This window comes from Streptomyces sp. NPDC019396 (assembly GCF_040632375.1).
Classification (GTDB): Bacteria; Actinomycetota; Actinomycetes; order Streptomycetales; family Streptomycetaceae; genus Streptomyces.
This window is the reverse complement of the sequence record NZ_JBEYBS010000035.1, coordinates 1-22,773: the sequence shown is the minus strand read 5'-3', so window position 1 is coordinate 22,773 and position 22,773 is coordinate 1. Positions and strand designations below refer to the sequence as shown.

The following is a 22,773-nucleotide window of genomic DNA, read 5'->3' as shown; positions in this document are numbered from 1 at the left end:
CCGCGACGCCGGTGACAGCCGGCCTCAGGCCGGCTCGCCGTCCCGCCCGCCCCGCCGTTCCCGGAGGACCTGCACGGGAAGAAGTCGTGCGGCATCGTGTGGTGCTACACCGGTGACCTGGACCGATTCGAATCGGCCCTCGCAACGGTGAACGACCCGGGGCCGCCGGCCTTCCACTTCACGACGCCCATGCCCTACCCCGCGCTGCAGGGCATGTTCGACGAGCTCATCCCCTCGGGATACCAGTGGTACTGGCGCGGTGACCTCTTCGACCGCATCCCGGACACCGCTCTGGACGTGCACCTCAAGTACGGCGAGAACATCCCCGCCCCGCTTTCTCTGATGCACCGATGCAACACCGGGCGGGGGAGACTTCCAACGTCCGCTTCACGGTCGCGCGGATGCTCTCCCGCGGGGGGATTCCGTACGACGGAATCCCTCTGTGAAGTTTTATCCGACTTTGTAAGGGAATTTCCCTAGTCGCGTCCGCCTGTGCCCCTCGTCCGAAGGGGACCCCGGACACGGCCGCGACATGATCGCTGAGGGAAGCAGGAAGTAGCGCAATGCAGTACTGGCGCCGGATGTCATCGGAGACATCAGCGACATGGCGCTCGGCGCTCCGGAGCCTACGGGAGCCGGGACGTGAGCGGGACGTCCTGGTCCAGTCGATGAAGGCCGCGGGGGCAGCCGTGCTGGCCTGGATGATCACGGGATGGTGGTGGGGAGGGTCGGTGACGCTGATGGCACCTTGGGCGGCCGTGGCTCTCGTGCAGGTCACGGTCTACCGCTCCGTGGTCTCCGCGGCACAGCAGTTCACCGTCATCGCACTCGGCGCGGTGGTGGCCTCGATGGCGGCGGCTTTCACCGGCAGCACCACCATGGCCATGGTGATCGTCCTGCCCGTCACAGTCCTCCTGGGGACCTGGACCCGCTTCGGGACACAGGGGATCTACGCCTCGACCACCGCCGTCCTCGTTCTCGCGTATGGCTCCACATCCTTCGCCGACGTGGGCCACCGACTTCTGGAAACCCTGATCGGGGCCCTCATCGGCATCAGTGTGAACGCGCTGGTCCTGCCACCTGTGTATGTGCGGGACGTGCACACCCACCTGGACCGGCTCGCCCAGGAGACTGCGAGTCTTCTGCGCGCCATCGGGGCCGGTGTGGACAGGGGCTATGGCCGGGTCGACGCCGAACGGTGGCACGACTGCGCGCGCAGGCTCCACGGCAGCCTCACCGCACTGCGCGACGCACGCGGCTGGACGAAGGAGAGTTACCGCTTCAACCCCGGCTACCGGCTGCGCCGCCGGGGCCCGGCCCTGCCTCCGTCCGAGCTGGACGCCGCCTGGGAGTCGGTTGTCCATCACCTGATGTCCCTGACCCGCCTGCTCGCCGACACCGTCGGCGATGCGCCGTCCCTGCGCCTGCCCCCGGCCGACGCGCTGGAGCCGCTGGGCGAGGTACTGCGGCACGCCGCCGACGCCTCCGCGCCGCTGCCACGGCAGAGCATCCCCGCGGAGGGTGACGACCCGCGGTCGCAGCGTGCTGACAGTCTCTCCGAAGCTTGGCAAGCTCACGCCAAATTGAAGGCCTGGGTCAGGATCGAGGACCAGGAGGAGGCCACCTCGCTCGGTGGTGTCGTGGCGCAGACCCAGCAACTGCTGTACACCCTCGCGCCAAGCGGTGCATGGGACTGACGCGCCCCCGCCCTCCGCCCTGGAATCCGCGTCCCCGGACCCCTGCCCTGGCGGGCCACGCACGAGTCGGACGGTCTCGGGGCCGACAACGCCTACAACAACGGCCCCGGTGCGAGTAGCTGCGCCGCCGGGGCATCCGACACGCGATCTCGGAGAGGACCAGGCGCGGCTGAGGCCGGTGTCGAGCCTACACGACCGGCAACATCCACTTCGGGCTTCGAGGCGGGGCCGGGCCTACACTGCGTCAGCGACACCAACGGCGCGGGGCTCGCCGGATTCCGGATCGTGCGTCGGGTCCGTGAACAACTCACGGAGGTAGTTCCAGACAACCGCTGTCATAGCGGCCGCTGGCACGGCGAGCAGACTGCCCACGATACCGGCCAGACTGCCGCCCAACGTCACCGCCAGCAGGACCACCGCAGCATGAAGGCCTAGACCGCGACTTTGGATCATTGGCTGCAACACATTGCCTTCGAGCTGCTGCACCACGACGATGATCGCCAGCACGAGGAACGCGTCCGTCAGCCCGTTCGACACCAAAGCGATGAGCACCGCGACCAAGCCGGCGAACAGTGCACCCACGATCGGCACGAAAGCGGATACGAAAGTCAGTACGGCAAGCGGTAGCACCAGAGGAACTCCCAGCACCCACAAGCCGATGCCGATGAGGACGGCGTCGATCAGGCCCACGAGCGCCTGGGAACGCACGAACGCACCCAGCGAGTCCCAGCTGCGCGCTACCACGATCGGGACGTGGGTCGCCAGCGAACCAGGCAGCTGACGAGTGAGCCATGGCAGGAACCGAGGGCCGTCCTTGAGGAAGAAGAACATCAGGAAGAGCGCCAGGACTGCCGTGACCACACCGTTGACCACGGTGCCCACTCCCGTGACGGCAGCGGTGACCACACTCCCGGCACTGCCCTGGATACGGGCGATCCCGGCGTCGAAGGCGCCCGTGATCTGGTCGTCCCCGATGTTCAACGGCGGTCCCGCAGCCCACTCGCGCAGCTTCTGGATGCCTTGGACCACGCCTTCCGACAGCTCGCCGGACTGGGAGGCCACCGGCACGGCGATCAACGCGACGACGCCTGTGGTGACCAGTAGGAACAGCACGGTCACGGCCGACGCGGCCAACGCGGGAGGACACCCCCGCCTGCGCAGGAAACGGGTCAGGGGCCAGGTCAGCGTGGTGAGGAGCAATCCCACTATCAGCGGCCAGACGACCGACCACATCCGACCCAGCAGCCACAGGGCCGCCGCGACCGTCACGAGGATCAGCAACGACTCGACGGACATACGGGCCGACGCGCCGAGCGCGGCGCGGACCCTCGTGGAACTCAACCTGGTGGACATGAGATCACCCTATTGGCACACCGTTCACGCCCTTGAGCCCCGGTCCGTCGAAGGCTGCGTCGCCCTCGGCGTTGTCGACCCGCCGAGCCGTGGCGCCGAGAAAGCCGCCGAACCTGAACCCCTGAGCCATCGACAACACTCCGTCAACGCCGAAAGGTTCACTGTCTCCTCGGCGTCTGCGCCCTCAGCGTCCAGCAGGGTCTGATCCACCGGCACGACGACTTGCACGCGGTCGTCCTCTCTCCCGCGCAGCCGAACCACCTTCCGGGCGGCCTCCGGGAGCAGAGCTGCTGACCTCGGCGGCGCTTCGTTGCCACGCCTACCGAGTCGCCCAGGCCACGCGCAGGCGAACCGCCGCCACAGCCCCACCTGCGGTGTTGTTCGTGGACTTGGACGGCTTCAAGGAAGTCAACGATGCCGCAGGGCATGCAGCGGGCGATGACCTCCTCGTCCAGGCCGCTCGCCGACTCCCGACATCCGTGCGGGCGGGAGACACCGTCGCCCGGTTCGGCGGGGACGAGTTCGCGGCCCCGCTGGAGGGAGGGACAGGGCCGTCCCCTGGGGGTGCGAGAGCCATCGCCGAAAGTCTGCTGGCTGCCCTGATGGAGCCATACCGCCTCGGTGACAAGGAAGCCATGGTCTCGGCCTCCATCGGCATCGCTCTGGCCACTCCCGGCATCACCCCTGAGGAACTGCTGCAGCATGCCGACCTGGCCCATGTACGAAACCAAAGCAGCAGGCAAGGGCTGTATTCGGATGCATGTCCCGCCGACGTGCGACAGCCTCGCCCCACCGGCCAGGGTTTGGCCGACCGGGCGCAGCAAGCAGCTCCGAACCTAGTGCTCTGGCCGGGAGAGTTCACCGGGGCGCCGTTGGTCCACGTGTCGTTCGCCTACCGTCGCGTTCATGTCCGGACCCGAGCACGTTCTTGAGTGGTTGCAGAGCTGGTATTCCGCGCAGTGCGATGGCGACTGGGAACACGAACGGGGCGTGACGGTCGAGAGACCGACAACCCAGGGTGGTTCGTCAAGATCAATCTCGAAGAGACGGAACTGGCTGACCGGGAGCATCCCCAACAGCGGGTTACTCGAGACGAGCACGACTGGGTCATGGCGTGGACGTCTGAGCAGACGTTTCACATCGCCTGTGGGCCCGGCAATCTGACCGAGGCACTCTCGCTGTTCCGGATCTTGGCGTCCGAGGATGTCGCGGAATAGCTCCGATCGGAGCTCCTCCGGTGGATCAAGTCGCGGACGGTGTCCTCGTCGGCCCGGACCAGTTGCGCGATCACCGGGACCCGATTCCCGCCGGCCGAGGCCGGCAGCATCATCGTGCGCCGGCACCGCACCGAACTGGTGCTGCCCCGACGCACGATCCGCTGCAGATCCTGCCCTCCCCGTCGGTCAACCCGCGTACACGGACAGGCTCTGCCACCGCACCTCCAGCAGTCGAACGGACGTCACCGCACACCCAACCGCCACGACCACCAACCCGGCGAACCTTCCCGGTCAGAGCACTAGGTGGGCCCGCCCGTCGGCCCTGGCGACTGCTGGACCAGCGCCGTCTTCGACGTCGACGAACCCCACGCCGGCCAGGGCTGTGACGGGGAGGTTCGCTGCCACCGCCCAGGACTCGCGGCAAGGATGCACCCAGGGCGGCCTGGTGCACGCCCGTACCTTGAGGTGGGGAATGCCGGGAGGGCGGCCTGCCGCCCCCGGTACTTCCGGGAGCGGCGAGCCGTGCGATCCGGTCAGGCGGGGAGCTTGGCGGCGAGGACGTCCACCGGGCGGATGCCGGGCGCCTCCGCCAGGAGCGGGGTCGACTCCATGAGGGCCTTGGCGATGGGTCCCTCCAGGTGGGCGCGGCGGCCCTCCTCGTCGGCGAAGGCGTCGAAGACGCCGAAGGTCGTGGGGCCGAGGCGCAGGGCGAACCAGACGGTGGTTCCGGTCTCCTGCGCGGCGAGGGTGACGGCGCCGGTAAGCAGGTCCTGGACTTCCTGAGCGTGCTCGGGCTTGGCCTCGATGCGGGCGAGCAGGCCGAGCTTGGCGGTGTCGTTGGTCATGAGGGATCTCCGTCAGGGTCGGGCGGTCTGGGATGGTGTTCCGATCGGTTTGATCACCGTAAGCGCGGGTCACGGGCCCCTCCCAGTGGCGGATCCGACACGTCCTTTACCGTTTCCGACATGAAGGTCTCGGTATTGGTATGTGACGGCGTCTTCGATTCGGGACTCGCGGGGGTGTTGGACGTCCTGAAGACGGCCGACGAACTACGGGAGGAGCTGCCGCAGCCCCCGCCGCCGTGGGAGGTGACGATCATCAGCCCTGCCGGTCCCGTACGCACCGCCGCCGGGTTCCTCGTGGACGGGGTCCTGCCCAGGGCCGCGGTGCCGCCGGACGTGCTGGTGGTGCCGGCCGTCGCGCACAAGCGGCCGGGGCCGCTCACGCAGTGGGTGGGTGGGCCCGGGCAACAGCCGGTGCGCGACGCGGTCCAGCAGGCACGGGCCGACGGGTTGCCCCTGGCGGCAGCCTGCACCGGCACCTGGATGCTGGCCGAGAGCGGTGTGCTGGACGGGCTCCCGGCCACCACGAGCTGGTGGCTGGGACCGGACTTCCGACAGCGTTACCCACGGGTGGCCCTGGACGAGACCCACATGCTCACGCAGGCGGACGGGGTCACGACCGCTGGCGCGGCAATGGCCCATCTCGATCTGGCCCTCTCCCTGGTGCGGGGAACCAGCCCCGCGCTCGCCGACCTCACGGCGCGGTACCTCGTCGTCGACGACCGTCCCAGCCAGGCGAGTTACGCCATACCTGGCCATCTCGCACGTACGGATCCCACAGTGAGCGCATTCGAACGCTGGGTGCGCGAGCACATCGCCCAGCCCCTGCGCATCGCGGACGCGGCCAAGGCAGTCGGGGCCAGCGAACGTACCCTGCAGCGGGCACTGGACCGGGTCCTCGGTATTTCACCACTGCGTTTCGCCCAGCACATCCGGCTCGAGCAGGCGACGCACCTGCTGCGCACCACGGATCTGCCGACCGGTGTGGTGGCCCGTCGGGTGGGCTATGAGAACGCTGCGACACTCACGTCGCTCCTGCGGGAACGACTGCACACCACCCCTGGTAGGCTGCGCGGCCGGCCGATCCGCTGACGCCACGGGCCGCGACTCCAGGTGCACACCAGGGCGGACGGACACCCGGCACGACATGCTGATTTGTTCGTTGATTCCGGCTGCCAGGCCCGGCGGCTCGGCCGTAAGCCTGTCAGTGACCCTCAGTCGACGCACGCCACACCTGGTTGTCACCGCCGCCGCAGTCCCACAGCTGGATCGGTGTTCCAGGCTCGGTCCCCGCGTTGAACGCATCCAGGCAGAGAGCGCCTTGACGAACGCTGCCGTCGTCGAGGACCGTCCAGCGTTGCTGCTGATCGCCGGTGCACTTCTCGGCGACCACGAGAGATCCGCGAGTCTCTCCGCCAGGTACGCCGGCGCACAGGCCGGTCGCGGTCCGAAGCTCGTGTGCGCTGCCAGAGGTGAACAACTGGGGGGCTCCGCCGTCACATGTGGCAAGTTGCAGCCGTGTGCTGGAGGCATCTAGGCACAGTGACGATGCGGCACCTACGTAAGCGACATTTGCGGGGCTGCCGGATACCTCAGGTGCAGCGCTGCGTCGTGCGGCCCCCTTGCTGGGCTTCGCCGTGGGTGCTGACGGTGACGTATCGGTGGTCGTGCGTGGGGGTACGGCCGCCGTACTGGCGCCAGGATCTCCGGCGGTCCCTGAGGCAGGGAGCCTTGCGGGCGATCGCATGACATCGGAGGGAAGCCCGGCATCCGGGCGCTGCTCCTCGTCACCGAAGACCACCACCGCGCCCGTCAGGGCGGCAACGCTCACGCCGACGAACAACGCGGTGCGGATCCGCCGGGCGGCTGACGATTTCGGGCGGCTGGAGCCTCTTCCTGCGGTGCCACGCTCTGTTCGGTCCGTGCCACGACCGTGCCCGTGGCCCGGGTGACTCGTGGACGCCGAGGAGGTCTGCTCTTCCTCGAAGGCGGCTATCCACGACTCGTTGAGCGGGACGGGTGCGGCCGGGTGGTACACGCTTGGAACGGACATCGCCCCGCGGTCCGCGGGAGCAAGGGAGCGCCCCCCTTCTCGAAACGCATCGCCCACGTCGTCGGCGTCGTTGTCCGCTGCCGGGTGGTGAGGGCTGCGTTCTGCGGTCATTTTCTCCGATTTCCCTTGTGTGCATGACTCGACGGCCGTTCGGTCGGCCCGGGGCTCAGCGGCGTCGCGGACGCTCCCTGTGAACGTTGAGGGTGCAGCCACCCGTCCGCGCAGGACGTCGGACCGACTAAGTGGTGTCCGGCGAGGGCGGTAAGGAGACGCCTACGGCGGTTCCGTGTGCCTACCGCTCGGCACCACTCTTTCCTGAGCCGGCCCGGGGCGGGAGGGTCCTCGTCAGCCCATTCTGCGCAGGCGCGGCAATGCTCACGGCCGCGACGGTGAAGGTCGGTCTTGGGTCCGGCCAAGGCCTGCCGCCGGTTGCCACCCGCCATGAGGCCCCTCAGAGGGGCCAGACGCGCCCCGCGTGTCATCTGCCCACTCCTCGTCGCACTCGTCGGCCCCGATCACGTTCGTCCCCGCCGCTCGGCGCAACGCTCACGATCCATGGCCCCGGCGACCGTCAGAGTATCCGGAAGATGCGATTCTGCCGATCGTCGCACAGCACGTCTTCAGAGGTCGGCGAGCAGGTCAGCGGAAGGCTGCCTTGCGATGTGTGGTCGGGCAGTAGGTGGTCGAGGTCTTCTCGCAGTGGGTGGCGAATGCCATGCCGCTTCTTCAGGCGGTCGATACAGTGCTCGTCCGTGTTGCGCTGCGAAGATTGCGACCAGGCGCGGAAGTGGCGTGACCATGCGGCGTCGCCGGGGCGACGGTGCCAGGGGCGTTGCGAAATGGGCGTGGCCGCGTCCTTCGTGGAGCTGCGATCACCCAGCCGGATCGGCCCGGCGATGACAAGGGCGTCGGCGGCCGTCACCGGCTGGTAGAGCGCGGGCCACGCGTCGCGCAACCAGCCCTGCCCGGTCGTCCCCGGCCACACCCCCTGTGGCGGTCTCATGGTCATCGGCCGCAGATGCTCGACCGCCGAACTCACCAGCGAGTGCGGCGTGAGCGTGACCGGGCGGTCGCGTCGGCCGGTGTGAGCGATGCGGCAGGCGGACCCGACGAGCGGTAGCGGCCGCGGGGCCCGCTACCGCGCGGGCACCTCGTACGCGCTGCACGCCTACGGCGAGTTGCAGCCGATCGCCGGGGCCGGGATGGGCGACCCAGGCATGCCGTTGGGATGTGAGGTGGAGGAGGTGTGTGGGACGGATGGCGTGTGATCGTTCGTATGTACGGTGCGTGTTAGCCTGCCCGCGGTCGAGATCGATGTTGTACGGGGGAGGCGCGGTGGGCCCGGATGGCTACCAAATCAAGTCAGGTATGACCGGCCAGGCCCAGCAACTCGATGATGCCGGAACGGACATGGAGGGCGTCACCTCGGCCGTGAAGGCTCGCACGAGTTACTCGTACCGCGATGTCGGCGGCGAAGACGCCGCGTCGGCTTTGAACGCGTTCGTCAAGGCCTGGGAGGCGGAGGCCAAGACACTGGCGTCGGCCTTGCACGAGCTCGGTGGCAAGGTGCAGTTGTCCAAGAAGACCTACCGCGGCACCGACGGCCTGGTACGGACGCACGTGGACAGCGTCCCCACCGGCGGCACGAGCAGCCTCACCGATACTTCGACGCAGGGCGGGCGCACCTCGGTCCTGTCGAGCTACTGAGGAATGGGCCGGTGTCGTTCTTCTCCTCTCCCCTCGACTCCCCTTCCTTCCGTCTCGACTGGCTCGCCGGGCTGTCCAAGAAGATGCTCGGTGCCGGGAGCAAGAACGAGCTCCTCGACCTGATCGACAACGCCCTCTCGGTGCCCGAACCGGGCGGCGACCAGGGCGTGCTGGAGAGCCTGGCAAGGCTCTACCACGGCCAGGTGGACCCGGTCGGAAGCGTCTTTGACCAGGTCGACCGGGTGGGCCGTAAGGGTCTTCCGGAGGTGTGGGTCGGTGACACGAGCGCCCTGGCCTCCGACGTGGTGAACGCCGCCGGGCGGTCCGTGTCCGGGATGAGCGAGGCGTTCCATGGTTGTGCGACGGTACTGCTGACGCTGTCCGACGCGATCGGCGCCGCGCAACGCAAGGACGAGCAGGGCCGTGGACAGTTGCTGGAGCAGAAGAAGATGCTCGGCGGCAAGGACGGCTTCTTCGACGACCTGCACGAGGACGACGAGGAGGAGTGGGACCGCAAGAACGCCGCCCACTTCGGCTCCTACGCGGTCGACCTGATGCACGCCGCGGTCTCAGACGCGCAGGAGGCCACCCGCGTCGCGGCCCGGGACCTGAACAAGTGGGCGGCGGAGGCACGTGCCGGGAAGATGGAGACCAGCGAACTCACCGCCGTCGACAAACTGATGCTCGCCGACACCGGGGTCGCGGGCGCCGACACCGAGCTGAACGAGATCCTCACCTCCGGCGACGTGGCGCGCGCGTCGACGCGTATGGACCTGCTGAGCCTCGACGACGAGATGGCGATGGAGCGGATGCTGGCGAAGTCGGACAGCCCACAGGAGCGGGCCTACCTGATGAAGGCCCTGGCCGCCGGCCACAGCGTCGCCGAGATCGAGAAGTTCCAGAACAAGATCCACGGCAAGGACCCCGACTGGCTGCGCCAGCACCTCACTCCGGTGGTCACCGGCGCGGACAGCATGAACGACGAGGGCCTGGCGCCGGACGGCTCGAACAACAACAAGGACTACGTCACGTTCAACGGCCAGCGGTGGGTCCAGGGCGGTGACGGCTCCGAGGGCACCTGTGTGGCCTCGTCCACCGTCATGTCCCGCGCCTTGGTCGATCCCCTGTACGCGCTCGACCTCACCGGCGGACCCGACGGGCAGCAGGACGACCCCAACGCCTTCAAGCAGCGCCTGGTGGCCGAACAGCACCGGCTGCACAACGAAGGCGACGGCGGCGAGAACTGGACCGGCATGGGGCCCGAGGGGCAGGAGCGGATCAACGACACCACCGTCGGCAGCGCCACCGGCAGTGACTACGAGCGCCAGGACCTGAACAGCGCCGCGGACCGCAGGGGGGTCCTCACCGAAGTCGAGAAGTCGGTGGCGCAGGGGCGGCCGGTGCCGGTCGACGTCTCGGGCAAGGAGGGCGCCCACGCCATGACCATCATCGCCCAGGAGGGTGACATGCTCCAGGTGTACAACCCCTGGGGCTCGACCACCTGGGTCAGCGAGGACGACTTCATCAACGGCCGCATGGGCAAGGCTTCCAACAGTGATCTCCCCAACGCGTACAGCGTCTATCTTCCGCGGTAGCAGGGGCGGTGCCGCGACCGCGGCGGCTGTCCTCCTCGCATTGGCCACGGGCTGCGGCTCGGGCACCGACGAACCGGGCGGCGGCTCCCCGAGCCCCGCGACGAGCCACCCGGTGAAGGACACCAGCATCAACGCCAAGCCGGGCGAGCGCTTCACGCTCACCGTCGACCAGAACCCCTCCACCCGCGAGTACTGGTACCTGGTCGCCCCCGAGCCAGACAGCCCGGTGCTGATCAGCCGCGGCCAGGACTACGCGTCGGACTCCGGCGACGAGCCTGTGGCGGGTGCCGGCGGCCGGCTCACCTTCACCTTCGAGGCCAGGGGCAAGGGGACCACACGGTTCACGCTGGTGCACTGCACCTTCACCACCTGCCAAGGCAACAACTCCACCCTGCCTCCCGAGCCGACCGGACCTTCCGCAGTCCCGACCACAGGGGCGGCCACCCCCTCCCCGGCCCCCGAGCGCATCACCTACACCGTCACCGTCAACTGAGCCGCAGCGGACCGGTCAGACGAGACGAGATATCCGAGGCCCCACGATGAACGACGACTCCCGCTATCCGCCGGAGCGCACGGACGACGAGCTGGCCCAGCTCGACATCACCGTCCTGCTGCGTTACGGCCTCACCGCCCCACCGGGCAGCCGGCGAACCGCCCTGTTCGGCGACGGCGCCGCGGCTGCGGCCGTCGTCCTCGACCGCCTCGGCACTGAGCCGCGCTCGGTGGCCTTCCTCGCCGACACCGTGCGCGCCGGCGGACTCGCCCGCGCCGCGGAGCTGCCCGAGCCCCTACCCCGCTGGGAGGCGGCCGTCCTCGTACGGGAGTGGCTTCGAGCCGGTACCGAACTCGTGGGCGGGATCGCCGCCGACGACACCGCGGCCAACTGGCTGCGCGCCGTCGCGACCATCATCGAACTGAAGCAGCTGACTCGCGCCCTGTAAGTGGGTGGTGGGCGGCAGTAGGCGGGCGTCAGCGGGATCGTGGTGTGGATGTCCTGGTGGTGGGTGTGGGGCGGGGCGCCGAGGTGGGATCCCCCGTCGCAGCCAACTCGTTGGTCGCGGTGGACGACGAGCACGACCCCGAAGGGGACAGCATCGCCTTCGAGAGGGCCCACGCCGCCTTGATGGCGCGGGCGCGCGAACACCTGGAAGCACAGGACGCGGCGCTGCAACGGCTTGAACGGGGCGAGTACGGGAAGTGCGAAGGCTGTCGGGGAGCATTGCGGCCAAGCGCCTGGAGAGCCGTCCGGCGGCGACCACCCGTGTCCGCTGCGCCCGGTCCGCTCCGAGCGCCCGCCGCGTTCCGCCCGACGCCCGCAGGCCACCTGCAGCGCCTTTCCGTGGACCGTGACACGGGCGCCTGAACGCACTTCACGGCCCGGTGACTCCACCGGCGGGCCGTTTCGGCCCGGCAGCACACCGATGAGACGGCTCCGCAGCAGCGGAGCTGTGCGAGACGGGATCGGTTTGCCGGGAAGCTCGCGGCGTCTTGCCGACCGGGCTCCAACGGTCTGAAATCCCGTCCGGCTAGGACGCGCAGATGTCAGTGCCGCCCTCCATACTCGTGCTGCGGCGCCGCCCGGGCACCGCAGTACGACGGGAGCGACATGGCCGAGGTTCTGGTTTTTCACCACGGGCACGGGCTGACCCTCGGCGTCCACGAGTTCGCCGAGCAACTGCGGCGGGCCGGACACACCGTCCACGTCCCCGACCTGTATGAGGGGCAGGTATTCGACAGCCTTCAGGAGGGCATCGGCTACGCCGAGAACGCCGGGTTCGGCACGATCATCGCGCGTGGAGCCGCCGCTGCCGAGGAGCATTCTGCGGAGCTCGTCTACCTCGGGTTCTCGCTCGGCGTCCTGCCAGCGCAGAAGCTGGCTCAGACCCGACCCGGCGCGAGGGGCGCGCTGCTGCTGGAGGCATGCATCCCGGTCGCGGAGTTCGGCGGTGCCTGGCCCCACGATGTCCCGGCCCAGGTCCACGGCATGGACGCGGATCCGTTCTTCGCCGGGGAAGGCGATGTGGACGCAGCGCGGGCGCTCGTCGAGATGGCCGCGGATGCCGAGCTCTTCCTCTACCCCGGCGACAGGCACCTGTTCACCGACAGCAGTCTGCCGTCCTACGACGGGCAGGCCGCCGCGCAGGTCTCTCATCGAGTGCTGGACTTCCTCGACCGCACCAGATAGCGCCCGCTGCGGCGAGGACCACGACGGCCAGGGGTGCCCGCTGCAACTTCCGTTTCAAAGTCCGGCGCGTCGCTGGCCTCGTACCCTCATCGCCAACGATGTCCGCTACTACAAGCGTCCCTTACGACACAGCGTAGGCTATCTGACCTGGACGAGCTGTCGGACGCAAGCGTGCAGGTGCATGTCATGCGGGCCGTCCGCATGCCGATGGGCCCCGCTACGGGTGCCCTCCAGAACGAAGCCGGCTGACGAGGACGAGTTCCCGGAGCTGGCTGCCCGAATCGCTGGTGCTGACGCTGCAGCGCTTCTCCCCATGCACGCCGATGAACGCATGCCGCTGCTCTCTGCTGTCAAGCCTGACGGCGACGGAGTGGTGCGGGCCCGCTGGCAGGCCGAGCGATCTCCAAACGACGCGGCCCAGAGTACGGTGACGGGGACAGGGAAGCGCTCGATCAGGCGAAGGGCAGCCTGTGCGGGCTCAGACCGCTCCGTTGCCTGTCAGTGCAGTCCGCGGTAGGCGGCCATGATGATCTCCATGCCGCGGTTGTCCTCCTGACGGTCCCGGTCGATCATCTGGTTCATGACGTAGGCCACCGTCATGCGTGAGCCGGGGTCGCTCGCGACTAGCGAGCCGCCCCAGCCGCCCCAGCCGAAGGTGTTGCCGAACTTGCCGAAGCCCACCGTCCAGCACATCGGCTTCCCCAGGATCTGGTCCTCGCCGCGGAACACCTCTTGCCAGGCGGGCTCGCAACCCTGGGGGGACAGCAGCCGCACGTCGCCGGCCGTTCCCCGGTTTGCCAGGACCGACTGAACGAGGGCGACAGAGCGAGCATTGCCGAAGCCGTTCACCGCAGGGATCTGGGCACGGCGCCAGGCCACTGAGTTGACGTCCTTGACCCGAATGGCGGCGCCGGTCTTCTCCCGGGGTACGTCGCCCGGTCCGGACGGTGCGCCGGCGGTGTACTCGTCGGTCAGTGAAGGTGGCGGGATGAGCGGCGCGACGCGGTGGTCGTGCTCCGCAGCGAGTCCGATGTGGAAGTCCGCGCCCAGCGGATGGGCCACTTCCTCAGCGAAGAACTCGCCGATGCTGCGGCCGGTGATGCGGCGGACGATCTCACCCACAAGGAATCCGAAGGTGAGCGCGTGGTACCCGGCTGCCGTTCCCGCCTCCCATTCGGGCGCCTGCGCGGCCAGCCCTGCCGTCACGCTGTCCCAGTCGTACAGCTCCTCGACCGCCCTCGGCCCGGACAGGTCCGGCAATCCCGCGGTGTGCGACAGTACGTGCCGTACCAGCACGCTGTCCTTCCCGGCTGCGGCGAACTCGGGCCAGTAGGCGGCGACCGGCGCGGCCAAGTCGAGCTGGCCTCGGTCGGCCAGGATCAGCGCACACAGCGCCGTCATGTTCTTGCTCGTCGAGTTCACGCCGACGATGGTGTCGCGCTCCCAGCTGACGGGACGGTCCGCATCGGCGTATCCGCCCCAGATGTCGACGACCGGCTCACCGTCAATGTATACGGCCACCGAGGCGCCCACGTCGTCCTTGCCGAGCGAAGCTGCCAGTGCTTCACAGACTGCGTCAAACCGCGGCTCGCAGAGTCCCTCAATATCAGTCATGGCGTAAGCCTCAGGTGCCCCCCAGGGCTCCGGCCCGACAATTCCCGCACCGGTTTTGTCGGGCGGTGCGCGATCGAATCTTCTGTACTCCATCAAGGCGGGCCGACGGCCGCGCGGTCGACAGCCCGGCCCGGTGCCCGAGGCCCAGTACCAATGACCACTAGGGCGCCCCACGCGGCGAGCGGCTCCGACCTGGGCTCGGCCGCCGGCCGCCGCGGCTCCCGAGGCTGCGACTGGTTGTCAGGTGGGCGTTCCTACAGTGAAGACACAAGGACGAAGGACGGATACGCATGCTGGAGCGGCTGAATCAGGCGCTGGACCACTTGGAGGCTTGCCTCGACCGGGAGATCGACATGGCCGAGGTGGCCCGGATCGCCACGGTGTCGGAGCATCACTTCCGACGGCTGTTCGCCGCGCTCGCCGGCATGCCGCTCCCGGTCTACGTGCGCCGCCGCCGGATGACAGTCGCCGGTGCAGAGGTGCTGGCCGGGGAGCGGACGCTGCTGGATGTCGCGACGCGGTACGGGTACGGCTCGGGCGAGGCGTTCGCCCGGGCGTTCCGGTCGGTGCACGGCATCGGGCCGGGCGAGGCCCGGCTCACGGGTGCCGTGCTGACTTCCCAGCCGCAGATGTCTTTCCGCCTCGTCGTCGAAGGGAGTACGACCATGCGGTACCGGATCGTGGAGAAGGAGTCGTTCCGGGTCGTCGGCAGGAAAGCCATGGTCCCGCTCGTACACGAGGGGGTCAACGCGGCCGCTGCGGCGCACGTGGAGGGCCTGGAAGAGCAGGCGATCGTCCGGATGAAGGGGCTGGCCGGCATAGAGCCGGAGGGGATCCTGTCGGCGGTGGTGCACCTGACCGACAGTCGGGAGGAGGGCGCCGAGGTGGACTACTGGGTCGGCGTGGCAGTCGGTCCCGGCGCTGCTGTCGAGGAGTTCGACGCACTCGACGTTCCGGCCGGGGCCTGGGCGGTCTTCGACAGCCACGGACCGTATCCGAGCGCGCTCCAGGAGTTGTGGCGGGACGTGTTCACGCAGTGGTTCCCCTCGAACCCGTATACGACCCGGCCGGGTCCGGAGCTCCTGCGGACCCAGCCGGTGGATATCGGCGCGGAGACCGACTCCCAGTTGTGGATCCCGGTCGAGCGGAAGCCAGCGGCGTGAACATCGGTACCTGGACGTCCCCCACCGCACGGTAGCCTCTGCGGGCTCATCGGCAGGAAAGCCCTCAAATCTGCTGTCGCATAAGAAGCCGTTTCCATGCCGATCATGGAGTGTGCCGATCGAACGGGAGTCTCGATCGGGTGCTCGCGGGCCTTGCCCGGCATGAGAGCAGGGCCTGGCGGTATGCGGGGGAAATCCAGGGGAGCGGACGGCCGCGCGCTGCTACGGTCGGGCGCCATGAGCTGGCTTCCCGATGACTTCGTCCACCCCGTCCTGGTACCGCTGCCGGGCGGTGGCCATCACCTGCGGCCGATCCGGGAGGCGGACACCCCGCTCGACTATCCGGCTGTGATGGGTTCGCGCGAGCGGCTGTGGACCATTTTCGGTCCGGCCTGGGGCTGGCCCGCGGAAACCATGACCTACGAGGCCGACCAGGCCGACCTCTTGCGGCACGAGAAGGAGATCGCCGCGCACCAGTCCTTCAACTACGCGCTGTTCGACGCGGCGGAGACAGTTCTGCTCGGCTGTGTCTACATCGACCCGCCGGAGAGGGCCGGCGCGGACGGCGAGATCTCCTGGTGGGTGGTGGACGAGCTGGTGGGCAGCAAGGTCGAGCAGGCCCTCGACGCGCTGGTGCCGCAGTGGATCGCCGCCGACTGGCCGTTCGAGCGGCCGCGCTTCCTCGGCCGTGAGATCTCCTGGTCGGACTGGCTCGCCCTGCCACAGCATCCCGACACCTGAGTGGTTGTTGCCCGTACCGATCTCGAATGCTGTCGGTCGAACGGGAGTCTCGATCGGATGACTGCGGCGGTTTCCGCCCGTGGAAGCAGGGCCTCCTGGTAGCTCGGGGGTGCGATCCCATTCCGAGCGGTTCCCCGAGGCCCTGTTGTCTTTGTTGTACGTGCCCGGGCATGTTGACTTCAACTCGCCCGCCGTGTCGTGCGATTGCCTCGCGCATGTGTACGGCAGCGCGGCCGACAATCCGGACCGGGTGCGCCGGTATCCGTCGGACATGACGGACGCGGAGTGGGTGGCCGTCCGGCCGTTGCTGCCTGCCTGGTTCCAGGGACGGGGTGGACGGCCCGGGGGCTACTGACATCGGCAAGTGCTGGACGCGATCCGCTACCTGGTCGCGGGCGGATCTCGTGGCGGGTGATGCCGCGGACTTACCCGATTGGGGCCGGGTCTACGCCTTCTTCCGCCGCTGGCGCGAGCACGGGCTGATCGGGGTGTTCCACGACCGGCTGCGCGGGACGGTCCGTGAGTACGAGGGCCGCGAGGCCGAGCCCGCGGCGGGGATCATCGACGCGCAGTCAGTGAAGGCCGCGGCCTCGGTGCCGGCCGCCTCACGCGGCTATGAGGGCGGGAAGAAGGTGCCGGGCCGCAAGCGGCACAGCGTGACCGACACCCTAGGCCTGCTCCTGGTCGTCGCGGTCACGGCTGCGAACATCGGCGACCTGGACGCCGCGGCGGGCCTGCTGATGCGGCTGCGTCGTATGCACCGCGACATCACCCTCGTGTGGGCCGACGGCGGCTGCACCGGCGGCCTTGTCGGCCGGTGCCGGGACAAGCTCGCTCTGTCCCTGGAGATCGTCAAGCGCACCGACGACATGGCAGGGTTCTGGTGCTGCCGAGGCGGTGGGTGGCAGAGCGCACGTTCGCGTGGCTGATGCATTCACGCCGCCTGGCCCGGGACTACGAGACCTGCCCGCGAAGCGGTGATCCGGTGGTCGATGGTCACGCGGATGAGCCGGCGTCTGGCGCGGCCTCGGGCCACCGACACTCCACCGCGGTCTCCTTGGCCCGAAGCAGTCCGTGACCCGTGGATCGCTGCCGTTCCAGTCCGCAGGGGCGTCGGATCGGCGGTGACCCGGACTGCTGCGACTATGAGCCGCCTGACCGGGGACCATCTCACTGCGACCGGGGAGTGAGAGGTGCGCTTTGGGACAATGCCCAGGGCTATGCCCTATCTTCTCCACCCCAATCTCCCTTCAGTAGTTGACACCTCAACAGAAGGGACCTCCTGTGCGATTCTGGGTGGGCCTGGCGCCCGCGCTGTCGACTCGAGTTCCGTAGCTGTGCCATTGGACGTTGAGCGCGTGACGTCGGGGTTTGAGTGATCAGCGTCCCGCCTCTCATCGCCTGGGTCGCAGGACCTGGTCTTGCTGAGTAGGCGTACTCATGTACAGCCCAAGGCTTGATCGAAGACTGTGCCCATGACGCGAATTCCTGCCCTGACCAGTACGGTTGCCCGCTCCTCGCGCCGACCTCGGCTCGCCTTCGCGGTTACAGCTCTCGCCGTTCTGTCGCTCGCCGCCTGTGGCACCGAGAAGCCAGGGGCTAGCGGCTCACAGAACAGACCGGATGACGCCGTCGGAGCGCAGCCAGCCACCGTCCGGCCCACGCCTACTCCTCGGCAGGCAGTGGCTTTCCTGGAGATGCTGGACGAGGTCGCGCGGCCGTGCCCTTCCGGCGCCGCCGGCACCGTGCACTCGGGCCCCCCGCAGGGACCGCAATCGAACGCTCCAGCAGATGAGCTGCCGACCAGCCCGCCGCAGACACCGCCAGGCGACGCGACCGAGCCCATCGCCCCCACGGCAGGGCCGGAAGTGGAGTTGAACGCTCGCGACTGGTGTGCGAAGAGCCTTCATGAAGAGCGCATCATCCAAGCGCTTCTGGACCTGGCAGACCCCACTCCCGCAAAGGTCAGGAAGATCCTTAACGACCTCGGCTACATCGACGAACGCATCCACGATCTCAAGCAGTCCGGTGCGACCACACGGTTCTACCTCGACCTGCGCGACAAGGGAGGCCAGCTTTGCATGGACGGCTCAGCAGCCGGCGCGGAAACCATCGTCGACGGATGCGTGGCCCCCGAGACGGGTCCGTTCAGGCCGAACAAGCGGAACCATCCCTGACGGACAGGCACCCTGTGGGCTCAGACCTCCATCGCACAATCGCTTCATGAGGCGAAGCGATCAGAGAGGCAGCCACGCTGCGTTCACAGGCCGCGGCAGCGACCGAGGCCCCGGGGCTCATGCTCGCGGGCACCCCCGGTGGTGTCGCTGACCGGCCCGCATGGTCTCCGGCGATCGCCTGGTGACTCTTTCGATGTCGTCGCAGATGGCGGTGAAGCGGCTTGGGCGGAGTCTGGTCAGGCATCCGATGGAGCCTGCGGTGCGCCCGGTCCCCCTATACAAAACCGTGCTGTTCGAGGACACCTTCCGGCAGCGGCGGGTCAATCTGGTCCGACGGAGTCAACCGAAGACCGCTTCCCGCGCTGGGTCCCACAGTGCTCCGTGCTCCTGGTCAAGAGCGCAGCTACTGCCAACATCAAGAGTCCCTCGGCTGTGATCCACGAGGTGGGGCATCCGGGCAGGCCGGTGCCGGGTCAGGGGTCACTCGCGTAAGCCCGCTAGTTCCACCGACCTGCGGCGGAGGGAGAGGCTGGCGCGACCGCCGAGATCCGGGCGAGCAACGCGCAGGCGCCCAAGGTCGCGGCGAACACCGCCCACGGGACGTAGATGGACGTCCATACCGACAGCAGGGCCAGCGCGCTCCACATACTCACCAGGTTCAGTCCGGAGGCCAGCGCTCCCAGCAGCCGGCCGACCGCGACCACCGACAGCGCCTCGGCGCCCACCAGCCGTACAACTTGCCACCTGGTGGCGCCGACCAGTCGCAGCAGAGCGAGGTCGCGTAGGGAGTCCAGCGGGGCGATCCAGGCGGAGTTTGCCCGGCTACTGGATGGGGCACAGCAAGCCTCGGCCTGCCGGGCAAATGATCGCAGACGGGGCTTGAGTGAGTGTCAGGTCCATAATGCCTGCTCGGAGGCGGTTTCGGTAGGACGCACGGCACGTCCGTTCGATCTTGTGGCAGCTGGTGCCGCGCGTCAGACTCGTCGTCATCCACTCTCCGGCCAACCTGTCGGCAACCCTTCTCGGTTGTCGGCGCGTTCGCTGTGCTGTCTCGCCGTGGGACGTGCACCGGTCGGGTGTGGGGGGATGAAGGGGATCGATGGATCAGGACATGGTTGTGCTGGCGAGGGTCAGGTTGCTGAGTGCCAACAGGCGGGTGGTGCGGGGTGCTGAGGGGCTGTGGATCTACCGCCTTCTGACACAGGTCGAGCCGGAGGCGTACGGGTCGAAGCTGGCGTACGTCCTGGTGGAGGCGAGCGCGTCGCCCCTGGTGCGGGAGTTGCCTGAGCGACGGTTGGCTCTGTTGGACGAGGCTGTGGATGTGGCGAAGGCCCTCGGTACGTCGAACCCCTACCGGGCGAAGATGCTGGCGAGGGCCCTGGCCGCCAGGCAGCGGGAACTGGATGGTCGCCCGGGGGAGCCGCTGGCCCCGATCGGGCCGGTCGACGAGGCGTCGACCAGGCACAGGTAGAAGGCGGGCGGGGGTGGCCTCGGCGCTGGTTGCCGCCTTCGCCGCGGCGTTTGCCCGCCGCAGGTGCTGACGGTGAGCGACGGCAAGCCTGCGGACTCCGGGATGAGCGGCTGATCTACCGGCGCGGCTCCAGGCCCTTTTCGACCGGGCTTTGGGAAGTGTTGCTGGCAATCGTCTGCGTCCTGGTCCTGGGCGTTATGAATCCAGGTCGCTTGTACCCCCGGGAGCCCGTGCGGCAAATCTACTGACGGCACGAGGCCCCAGGACGCTTGTCCTGGGGCCTGGCTGGTTACTTCGCTGTCGATCCGCTTCACGCCCGGTCCCGGCAGATGATCTCCACGCCAGGGTGGCGGTCCAGCCAGGCGGCGATCGGCCCGGCTTCACGCGTCGGGAGCACATCGACCACGCGATGATCTTCGACACTGGTCAGCACGGTGGAATTGGTTGGGCCGCGACGGATGTGACGGGCACGCTGTCGCCCTTCCGATGCACAGACCCGCCATCTCAAGTGCTCACGCCAACTGTGATGCTGACACCCCCGAGGCCTGCCAGTGCCCCGACCGGCATGAACGTGCTTGGGGGGACGGCTGCCCGTGCAGGAGGTGACGCGCCACGAGGTCAGTGGACAGCGCATGGCTCACGCGCTCGATGACATCAGTCGGCGGAGCCGGTCGCGGTGGCACGGGATGCGCTACGACGACCCGTCCCCGGAGAAGCTGCAGGAGATGTCTTCGACCATGTCGCCGCTCGTACTGTGGAGAACCCCGCGCTCGACGAGTCGTCACGCTCGGCACGGCGGACCGCGGCGGAGTGTTCTCTGGGAGCGCTGAGCGTTGGCTGCTTCCCCAATGGTGACCAAGGGATTGCCTTCCCGCTTATCGATGAGAGGCTCAGCAGCGATGACATCGCGTTCGACAGCGTCGTCGAGCATGCCCCGACGGCCAGAACGTGGGTCGATACGTTTGAGATGTGCTTGGTCAGTGGGCTGGTGTGGGAATGGCGGCGGGTGATCGGCCTGCTGCTGCGGCAAGAGTTCGCGCCCACGATCCGCGCTGGGGTGCCGCATTTGAGGCTGGACTCGATCTCTGCCCCGGCGGACCTTGCTGCGATGCACGCCCTGTGCGGCTACCTGACTCAGTCGCGCGGGCACCTGCCTCGAGACTGGCCCACGGTGACGCTGTGTAAGCCGGACTCGGGCCCCGATGAGCGCGCCGAAGCGGCGCGGCAATTGGACGTAGTCGGCCCTCTGACACCGGACCAGCGTCTCCTTCGCGTACTCCTCGATGACGACCAGCACGCCTTTGAGCAGGCTCTTGTGGCGCGACTCATCGAGCACCGGGAGAGCGTGGGCTCCGATCCCGCCCCCTGGACCCTGCTGCCGCTCGGCGCCCTTGCCCTGGCCGCCCTTGAGGTCCAGGCGCACGGGTGGGAGCTGGGTGTCCGGTCCGGCTACCTGCCCCGTGGCATGCTGGGTTCCCGGGAGGCGCTGCGGCGAGCGGCGGACGCTGGCGGGAATGACCTGGGCTGCTGGACCGCCGAGTAGTTCGGACTCACCGCGGCGTGCAGGGGGCATTCCCGGTCTGCCCAGGGTGGGACGCACCGTGCCTTGTCTTTCACCTGGTGGGGTGGTCCGTTGCACTCCTCGCCCCACCTTGCTGCGTGCTGGGTGTCGAGACGCTCGCGTTCTCCTGCTACGTCCGCATGCTCGCCAGCGCCCCCGAGCGCTTCGACGAAGTCACCGACCGACTCGTCCTCGACAGCGTTCAGTGGTGCACCCCGGTGCTCGACACGGCCGCCCAGGCTCGCGCCCTGCGACTCGTCCAGGACTGACCCAAATCCGGGGCGCAGCCGACCCGCTGCGGCGGGGGAGTGGCACCCCTGCCGCGCCGAGAACACCCACTCGAAAGCGAGGCAGCCCCCATGACTAGAGCCTTCCCCCGTCGCCCTCCACTCTCGATCCCGATCGCGCCACCGATCTGCGGATCGGCTTCTCCGACGGCGAACGTGGGCGGGTGCTCAGCTCACCCCCTTCCACGCTTTCCATTTTTCGGGATTGTCGTGGATCAGCTTCAGGACGTGAGCGAGGCCGGTGCGGTCGTATAGAGCGGCGCTCTCGGGCGGGAGTCTTTTTCCGTTGATCCATGCTGAAGGCGTTCCCGGCCCTTCGGGTTCGGCGCTGCCGCCGGCCCGCTCATAGGCCTTCTCAGAGGCGGCCGCGAATGCGCGGTACTTCATGGACTTCAGGGCGCTGTCGAAGTCCGGTCCGCGTAGTCCCTCGACCTGGCCGGCGAGCCTGAGTAGATAGTCATCGGTGAAGCCGTCAACGGCTTCCTCGGGCTGGTTTGCGTAGATCACCTCGTGGTACACGGCGAACTTCCCCTTCTCCAAGGCGGCCCGCAGTGCGTTCACAGTCTTCTTCGAGCCGCTCCCGCCCACCCGTTCGTCGAGGAAGGAGGCGAGGGTGTACTCGATCTTCACTTCGCCTCGCATCGCTGCTTCCCGCACCGCAGGGCTGCCGCCGGTCGTCTCGAACTCCGCGCAGTACGGGCAGCGCGGATCCTCGTACAGGTGGACCGTCACTGGCGCAGAGGGGTCGCCCACGGTGATGGTCGTACCGTCAGCGCCGAGGCGCTCGGGAAGCTCAAGCACGCTTCCGTAGGACTTCTGTCCCTCTGGCGTTCCAGGCGCCTCCGGCCGGCTACCGCATCTGGCCAATACCAGCATCGTGGCCGTGCACAGCACGGCCCATTGCCCCCCCGCGCATAGTGTGCCTCCTAGTTGTCTTGTGTGCCTTTACGAGTTGGTGCGTGATAGCGGGTGGGGCGTGTTTGCCCTGATCACGGCGTCTTTCACATGGTGATGTTGTCGCGCGTCAGACTTTGTGGCAGGGCTCGTTTCTTGCGGGCTCTGCTGATCTTGAAGGAGTCTGATCGTTCATGGTGAGGCCGCCGGTGCTTC

22 protein-coding genes and 5 pseudogenes are annotated in these 22,773 nt (G+C 68.4%); 18 read left to right on the top strand and 9 right to left on the bottom strand.

The window, feature by feature from the left end; translation table 11 throughout:
* Positions 1–33: 33 nt before the first annotated feature.
* Both ABZ532_RS28560 and ABZ532_RS28555 read left to right on the top strand, forming a co-directional pair.
* Positions 34–348: pseudogene (locus tag ABZ532_RS28560) on the top strand (oxidoreductase); the annotation flags it as partial.
* Positions 349–563: 215 nt separating this feature from the next.
* Positions 564–1,697 carry an aromatic acid exporter family protein gene (locus ABZ532_RS28555; RefSeq protein WP_361289874.1) on the top strand — a complete coding sequence of 378 codons (1,134 nt, stop codon included), beginning with the start codon at positions 564–566 and terminating at the stop codon, positions 1,695–1,697.
* A gap of 234 nt (positions 1,698–1,931) precedes the next feature.
* Here ABZ532_RS28555 and ABZ532_RS28550 read toward each other — a convergent pair whose 3' ends face one another.
* Both ABZ532_RS28550 and ABZ532_RS28545 read right to left on the bottom strand, forming a co-directional pair.
* Positions 1,932–3,050 (bottom strand): AI-2E family transporter, encoded by a 1,119-nt coding sequence (locus ABZ532_RS28550; RefSeq protein WP_361289871.1) that lies wholly within the window; start codon positions 3,048–3,050, stop codon positions 1,932–1,934.
* A 4-nt stretch (positions 3,051–3,054) separates the two neighbouring features.
* Entirely contained in the window at positions 3,055–3,180 is a 126-nt protein-coding gene (locus ABZ532_RS28545; RefSeq protein ID WP_361289868.1) for a hypothetical protein, read from the bottom strand.
* Between ABZ532_RS28545 and ABZ532_RS28540 the strand changes: the two genes are divergently transcribed.
* Together ABZ532_RS28540 and ABZ532_RS28535 are read left to right on the top strand one after the other, a co-directional pair.
* Positions 3,179–3,982: a GGDEF domain-containing protein gene (locus ABZ532_RS28540; RefSeq protein WP_361289938.1), complete on the top strand. Its 804-nt coding sequence runs from the start codon at positions 3,179–3,181 to the stop codon at positions 3,980–3,982. The two genes, ABZ532_RS28545 and ABZ532_RS28540, sit on opposite strands and share 2 nt — an antisense overlap.
* A pseudogene (locus ABZ532_RS28535) lies at positions 3,957–4,267 on the top strand (immunity 53 family protein). The gene ABZ532_RS28540 and the pseudogene ABZ532_RS28535 overlap by 26 nt, the downstream one beginning before the upstream one ends.
* Before the next feature lie 17 nt (positions 4,268–4,284).
* Here the strand turns inward: ABZ532_RS28535 and ABZ532_RS28530 are convergent.
* Positions 4,285–4,484 (bottom strand): annotated as a pseudogene (locus tag ABZ532_RS28530) (IS630 family transposase); the annotation flags it as partial.
* Positions 4,485–4,800: 316 nt separating this feature from the next.
* A complete protein-coding gene (locus ABZ532_RS28525) occupies positions 4,801–5,112 on the bottom strand; it encodes an antibiotic biosynthesis monooxygenase (protein ID WP_361289865.1) in 312 nt (103 codons plus the stop codon).
* A gap of 120 nt (positions 5,113–5,232) precedes the next feature.
* On the opposite strand from ABZ532_RS28525, the gene ABZ532_RS28520 reads away from it, so the two are divergent.
* Complete coding sequence (locus ABZ532_RS28520) at positions 5,233–6,201, top strand: helix-turn-helix domain-containing protein (protein WP_361289862.1); 969 nt, start codon at positions 5,233–5,235, stop codon at positions 6,199–6,201.
* 112 nt (positions 6,202–6,313) lie between these two features.
* On the opposite strand, the gene ABZ532_RS28515 is transcribed toward ABZ532_RS28520, so the two are convergent.
* Both ABZ532_RS28515 and ABZ532_RS28510 read right to left on the bottom strand, forming a co-directional pair.
* Positions 6,314–6,856 (bottom strand): RICIN domain-containing protein, encoded by a 543-nt coding sequence (locus ABZ532_RS28515; protein ID WP_361289935.1) that lies wholly within the window; start codon positions 6,854–6,856, stop codon positions 6,314–6,316.
* 1,168 nt (positions 6,857–8,024) lie between these two features.
* Positions 8,025–8,150: pseudogene (locus tag ABZ532_RS28510) on the bottom strand (flavodoxin family protein); the annotation flags it as partial.
* Positions 8,151–8,253: 103 nt separating this feature from the next.
* Here ABZ532_RS28510 and ABZ532_RS28505 point away from each other — a divergent pair.
* From ABZ532_RS28505 to ABZ532_RS28480, 6 genes are all read left to right on the top strand, one after another.
* Positions 8,254–8,430 (top strand): hypothetical protein, encoded by a 177-nt coding sequence (locus ABZ532_RS28505; RefSeq protein WP_361289859.1) that lies wholly within the window; start codon positions 8,254–8,256, stop codon positions 8,428–8,430.
* A 100-nt stretch (positions 8,431–8,530) separates the two neighbouring features.
* On the top strand, positions 8,531–8,869 hold the full coding sequence (locus ABZ532_RS28500) for a hypothetical protein (RefSeq protein ID WP_361289856.1): 339 nt from the start codon (positions 8,531–8,533) through the stop codon (positions 8,867–8,869).
* Positions 8,870–8,880: 11 nt separating this feature from the next.
* Entirely contained in the window at positions 8,881–10,464 is a 1,584-nt protein-coding gene (locus ABZ532_RS28495) for a peptidoglycan-binding protein (RefSeq protein ID WP_361289853.1), read from the top strand.
* 112 nt (positions 10,465–10,576) lie between these two features.
* Entirely contained in the window at positions 10,577–10,957 is a 381-nt protein-coding gene (locus ABZ532_RS28490) for a protease inhibitor I42 family protein (RefSeq protein WP_361289851.1), read from the top strand.
* Positions 10,958–11,003: 46 nt separating this feature from the next.
* A complete protein-coding gene (locus tag ABZ532_RS28485) occupies positions 11,004–11,405 on the top strand; it encodes a hypothetical protein (protein ID WP_361289848.1) in 402 nt (133 codons plus the stop codon).
* Between the two features lie 665 nt (positions 11,406–12,070).
* Positions 12,071–12,649, top strand: coding sequence for a dienelactone hydrolase family protein (locus ABZ532_RS28480; RefSeq protein ID WP_361289845.1), 579 nt, complete (start codon positions 12,071–12,073; stop codon positions 12,647–12,649).
* Positions 12,650–13,147: 498 nt separating this feature from the next.
* Here ABZ532_RS28480 and ABZ532_RS28475 read toward each other — a convergent pair whose 3' ends face one another.
* Positions 13,148–14,263 carry a serine hydrolase domain-containing protein gene (locus ABZ532_RS28475; RefSeq protein WP_361289842.1) on the bottom strand — a complete coding sequence of 372 codons (1,116 nt, stop codon included), beginning with the start codon at positions 14,261–14,263 and terminating at the stop codon, positions 13,148–13,150.
* A gap of 290 nt (positions 14,264–14,553) precedes the next feature.
* Here ABZ532_RS28475 and ABZ532_RS28470 point away from each other — a divergent pair, with 290 nt between their 5' ends.
* The 4 genes from ABZ532_RS28470 (at position 14,554) to ABZ532_RS28455 (ending at position 18,344) form a co-directional block, all read left to right on the top strand.
* The gene (locus ABZ532_RS28470) at positions 14,554–15,426 is read left to right on the top strand and encodes an AraC family transcriptional regulator (protein ID WP_361289839.1); all 873 of its coding nucleotides are present in this window, start codon (positions 14,554–14,556) and stop codon (positions 15,424–15,426) included.
* 237 nt (positions 15,427–15,663) lie between these two features.
* A complete protein-coding gene (locus tag ABZ532_RS28465) occupies positions 15,664–16,167 on the top strand; it encodes an N-acetyltransferase (protein ID WP_361289836.1) in 504 nt (167 codons plus the stop codon).
* A 404-nt stretch (positions 16,168–16,571) separates the two neighbouring features.
* Complete coding sequence (locus ABZ532_RS28460) at positions 16,572–17,096, top strand: transposase (protein ID WP_361289833.1); 525 nt, start codon at positions 16,572–16,574, stop codon at positions 17,094–17,096.
* A 753-nt stretch (positions 17,097–17,849) separates the two neighbouring features.
* Positions 17,850–18,344, top strand: a complete 495-nt coding sequence (locus ABZ532_RS28455) for a hypothetical protein (protein WP_361289830.1) — start codon at positions 17,850–17,852, stop codon at positions 18,342–18,344.
* 497 nt (positions 18,345–18,841) lie between these two features.
* Here ABZ532_RS28455 and ABZ532_RS28450 read toward each other — a convergent pair whose 3' ends face one another.
* Entirely contained in the window at positions 18,842–19,072 is a 231-nt protein-coding gene (locus ABZ532_RS28450; RefSeq protein WP_361289932.1) for a hypothetical protein, read from the bottom strand.
* Between the two features lie 371 nt (positions 19,073–19,443).
* Between ABZ532_RS28450 and ABZ532_RS28445 the strand changes: the two genes are divergently transcribed.
* From ABZ532_RS28445 to ABZ532_RS28435, 3 genes and pseudogenes are all read left to right on the top strand, one after another.
* Positions 19,444–19,815: a hypothetical protein gene (locus tag ABZ532_RS28445; RefSeq protein ID WP_361289827.1), complete on the top strand. Its 372-nt coding sequence runs from the start codon at positions 19,444–19,446 to the stop codon at positions 19,813–19,815.
* Positions 19,816–20,408: 593 nt separating this feature from the next.
* Positions 20,409–21,358, top strand: a pseudogene (locus ABZ532_RS28440) (immunity 49 family protein).
* Positions 21,359–21,474: 116 nt separating this feature from the next.
* Positions 21,475–21,645: a hypothetical protein gene (locus ABZ532_RS28435; RefSeq protein ID WP_361289824.1), complete on the top strand. Its 171-nt coding sequence runs from the start codon at positions 21,475–21,477 to the stop codon at positions 21,643–21,645.
* Between the two features lie 186 nt (positions 21,646–21,831).
* Here the strand turns inward: ABZ532_RS28435 and ABZ532_RS28430 are convergent, their stop codons facing one another.
* Positions 21,832–22,464 (bottom strand): thioredoxin domain-containing protein, encoded by a 633-nt coding sequence (locus ABZ532_RS28430; RefSeq protein WP_361289821.1) that lies wholly within the window; start codon positions 22,462–22,464, stop codon positions 21,832–21,834.
* Positions 22,465–22,773: the final 309 nt, after the last annotated feature.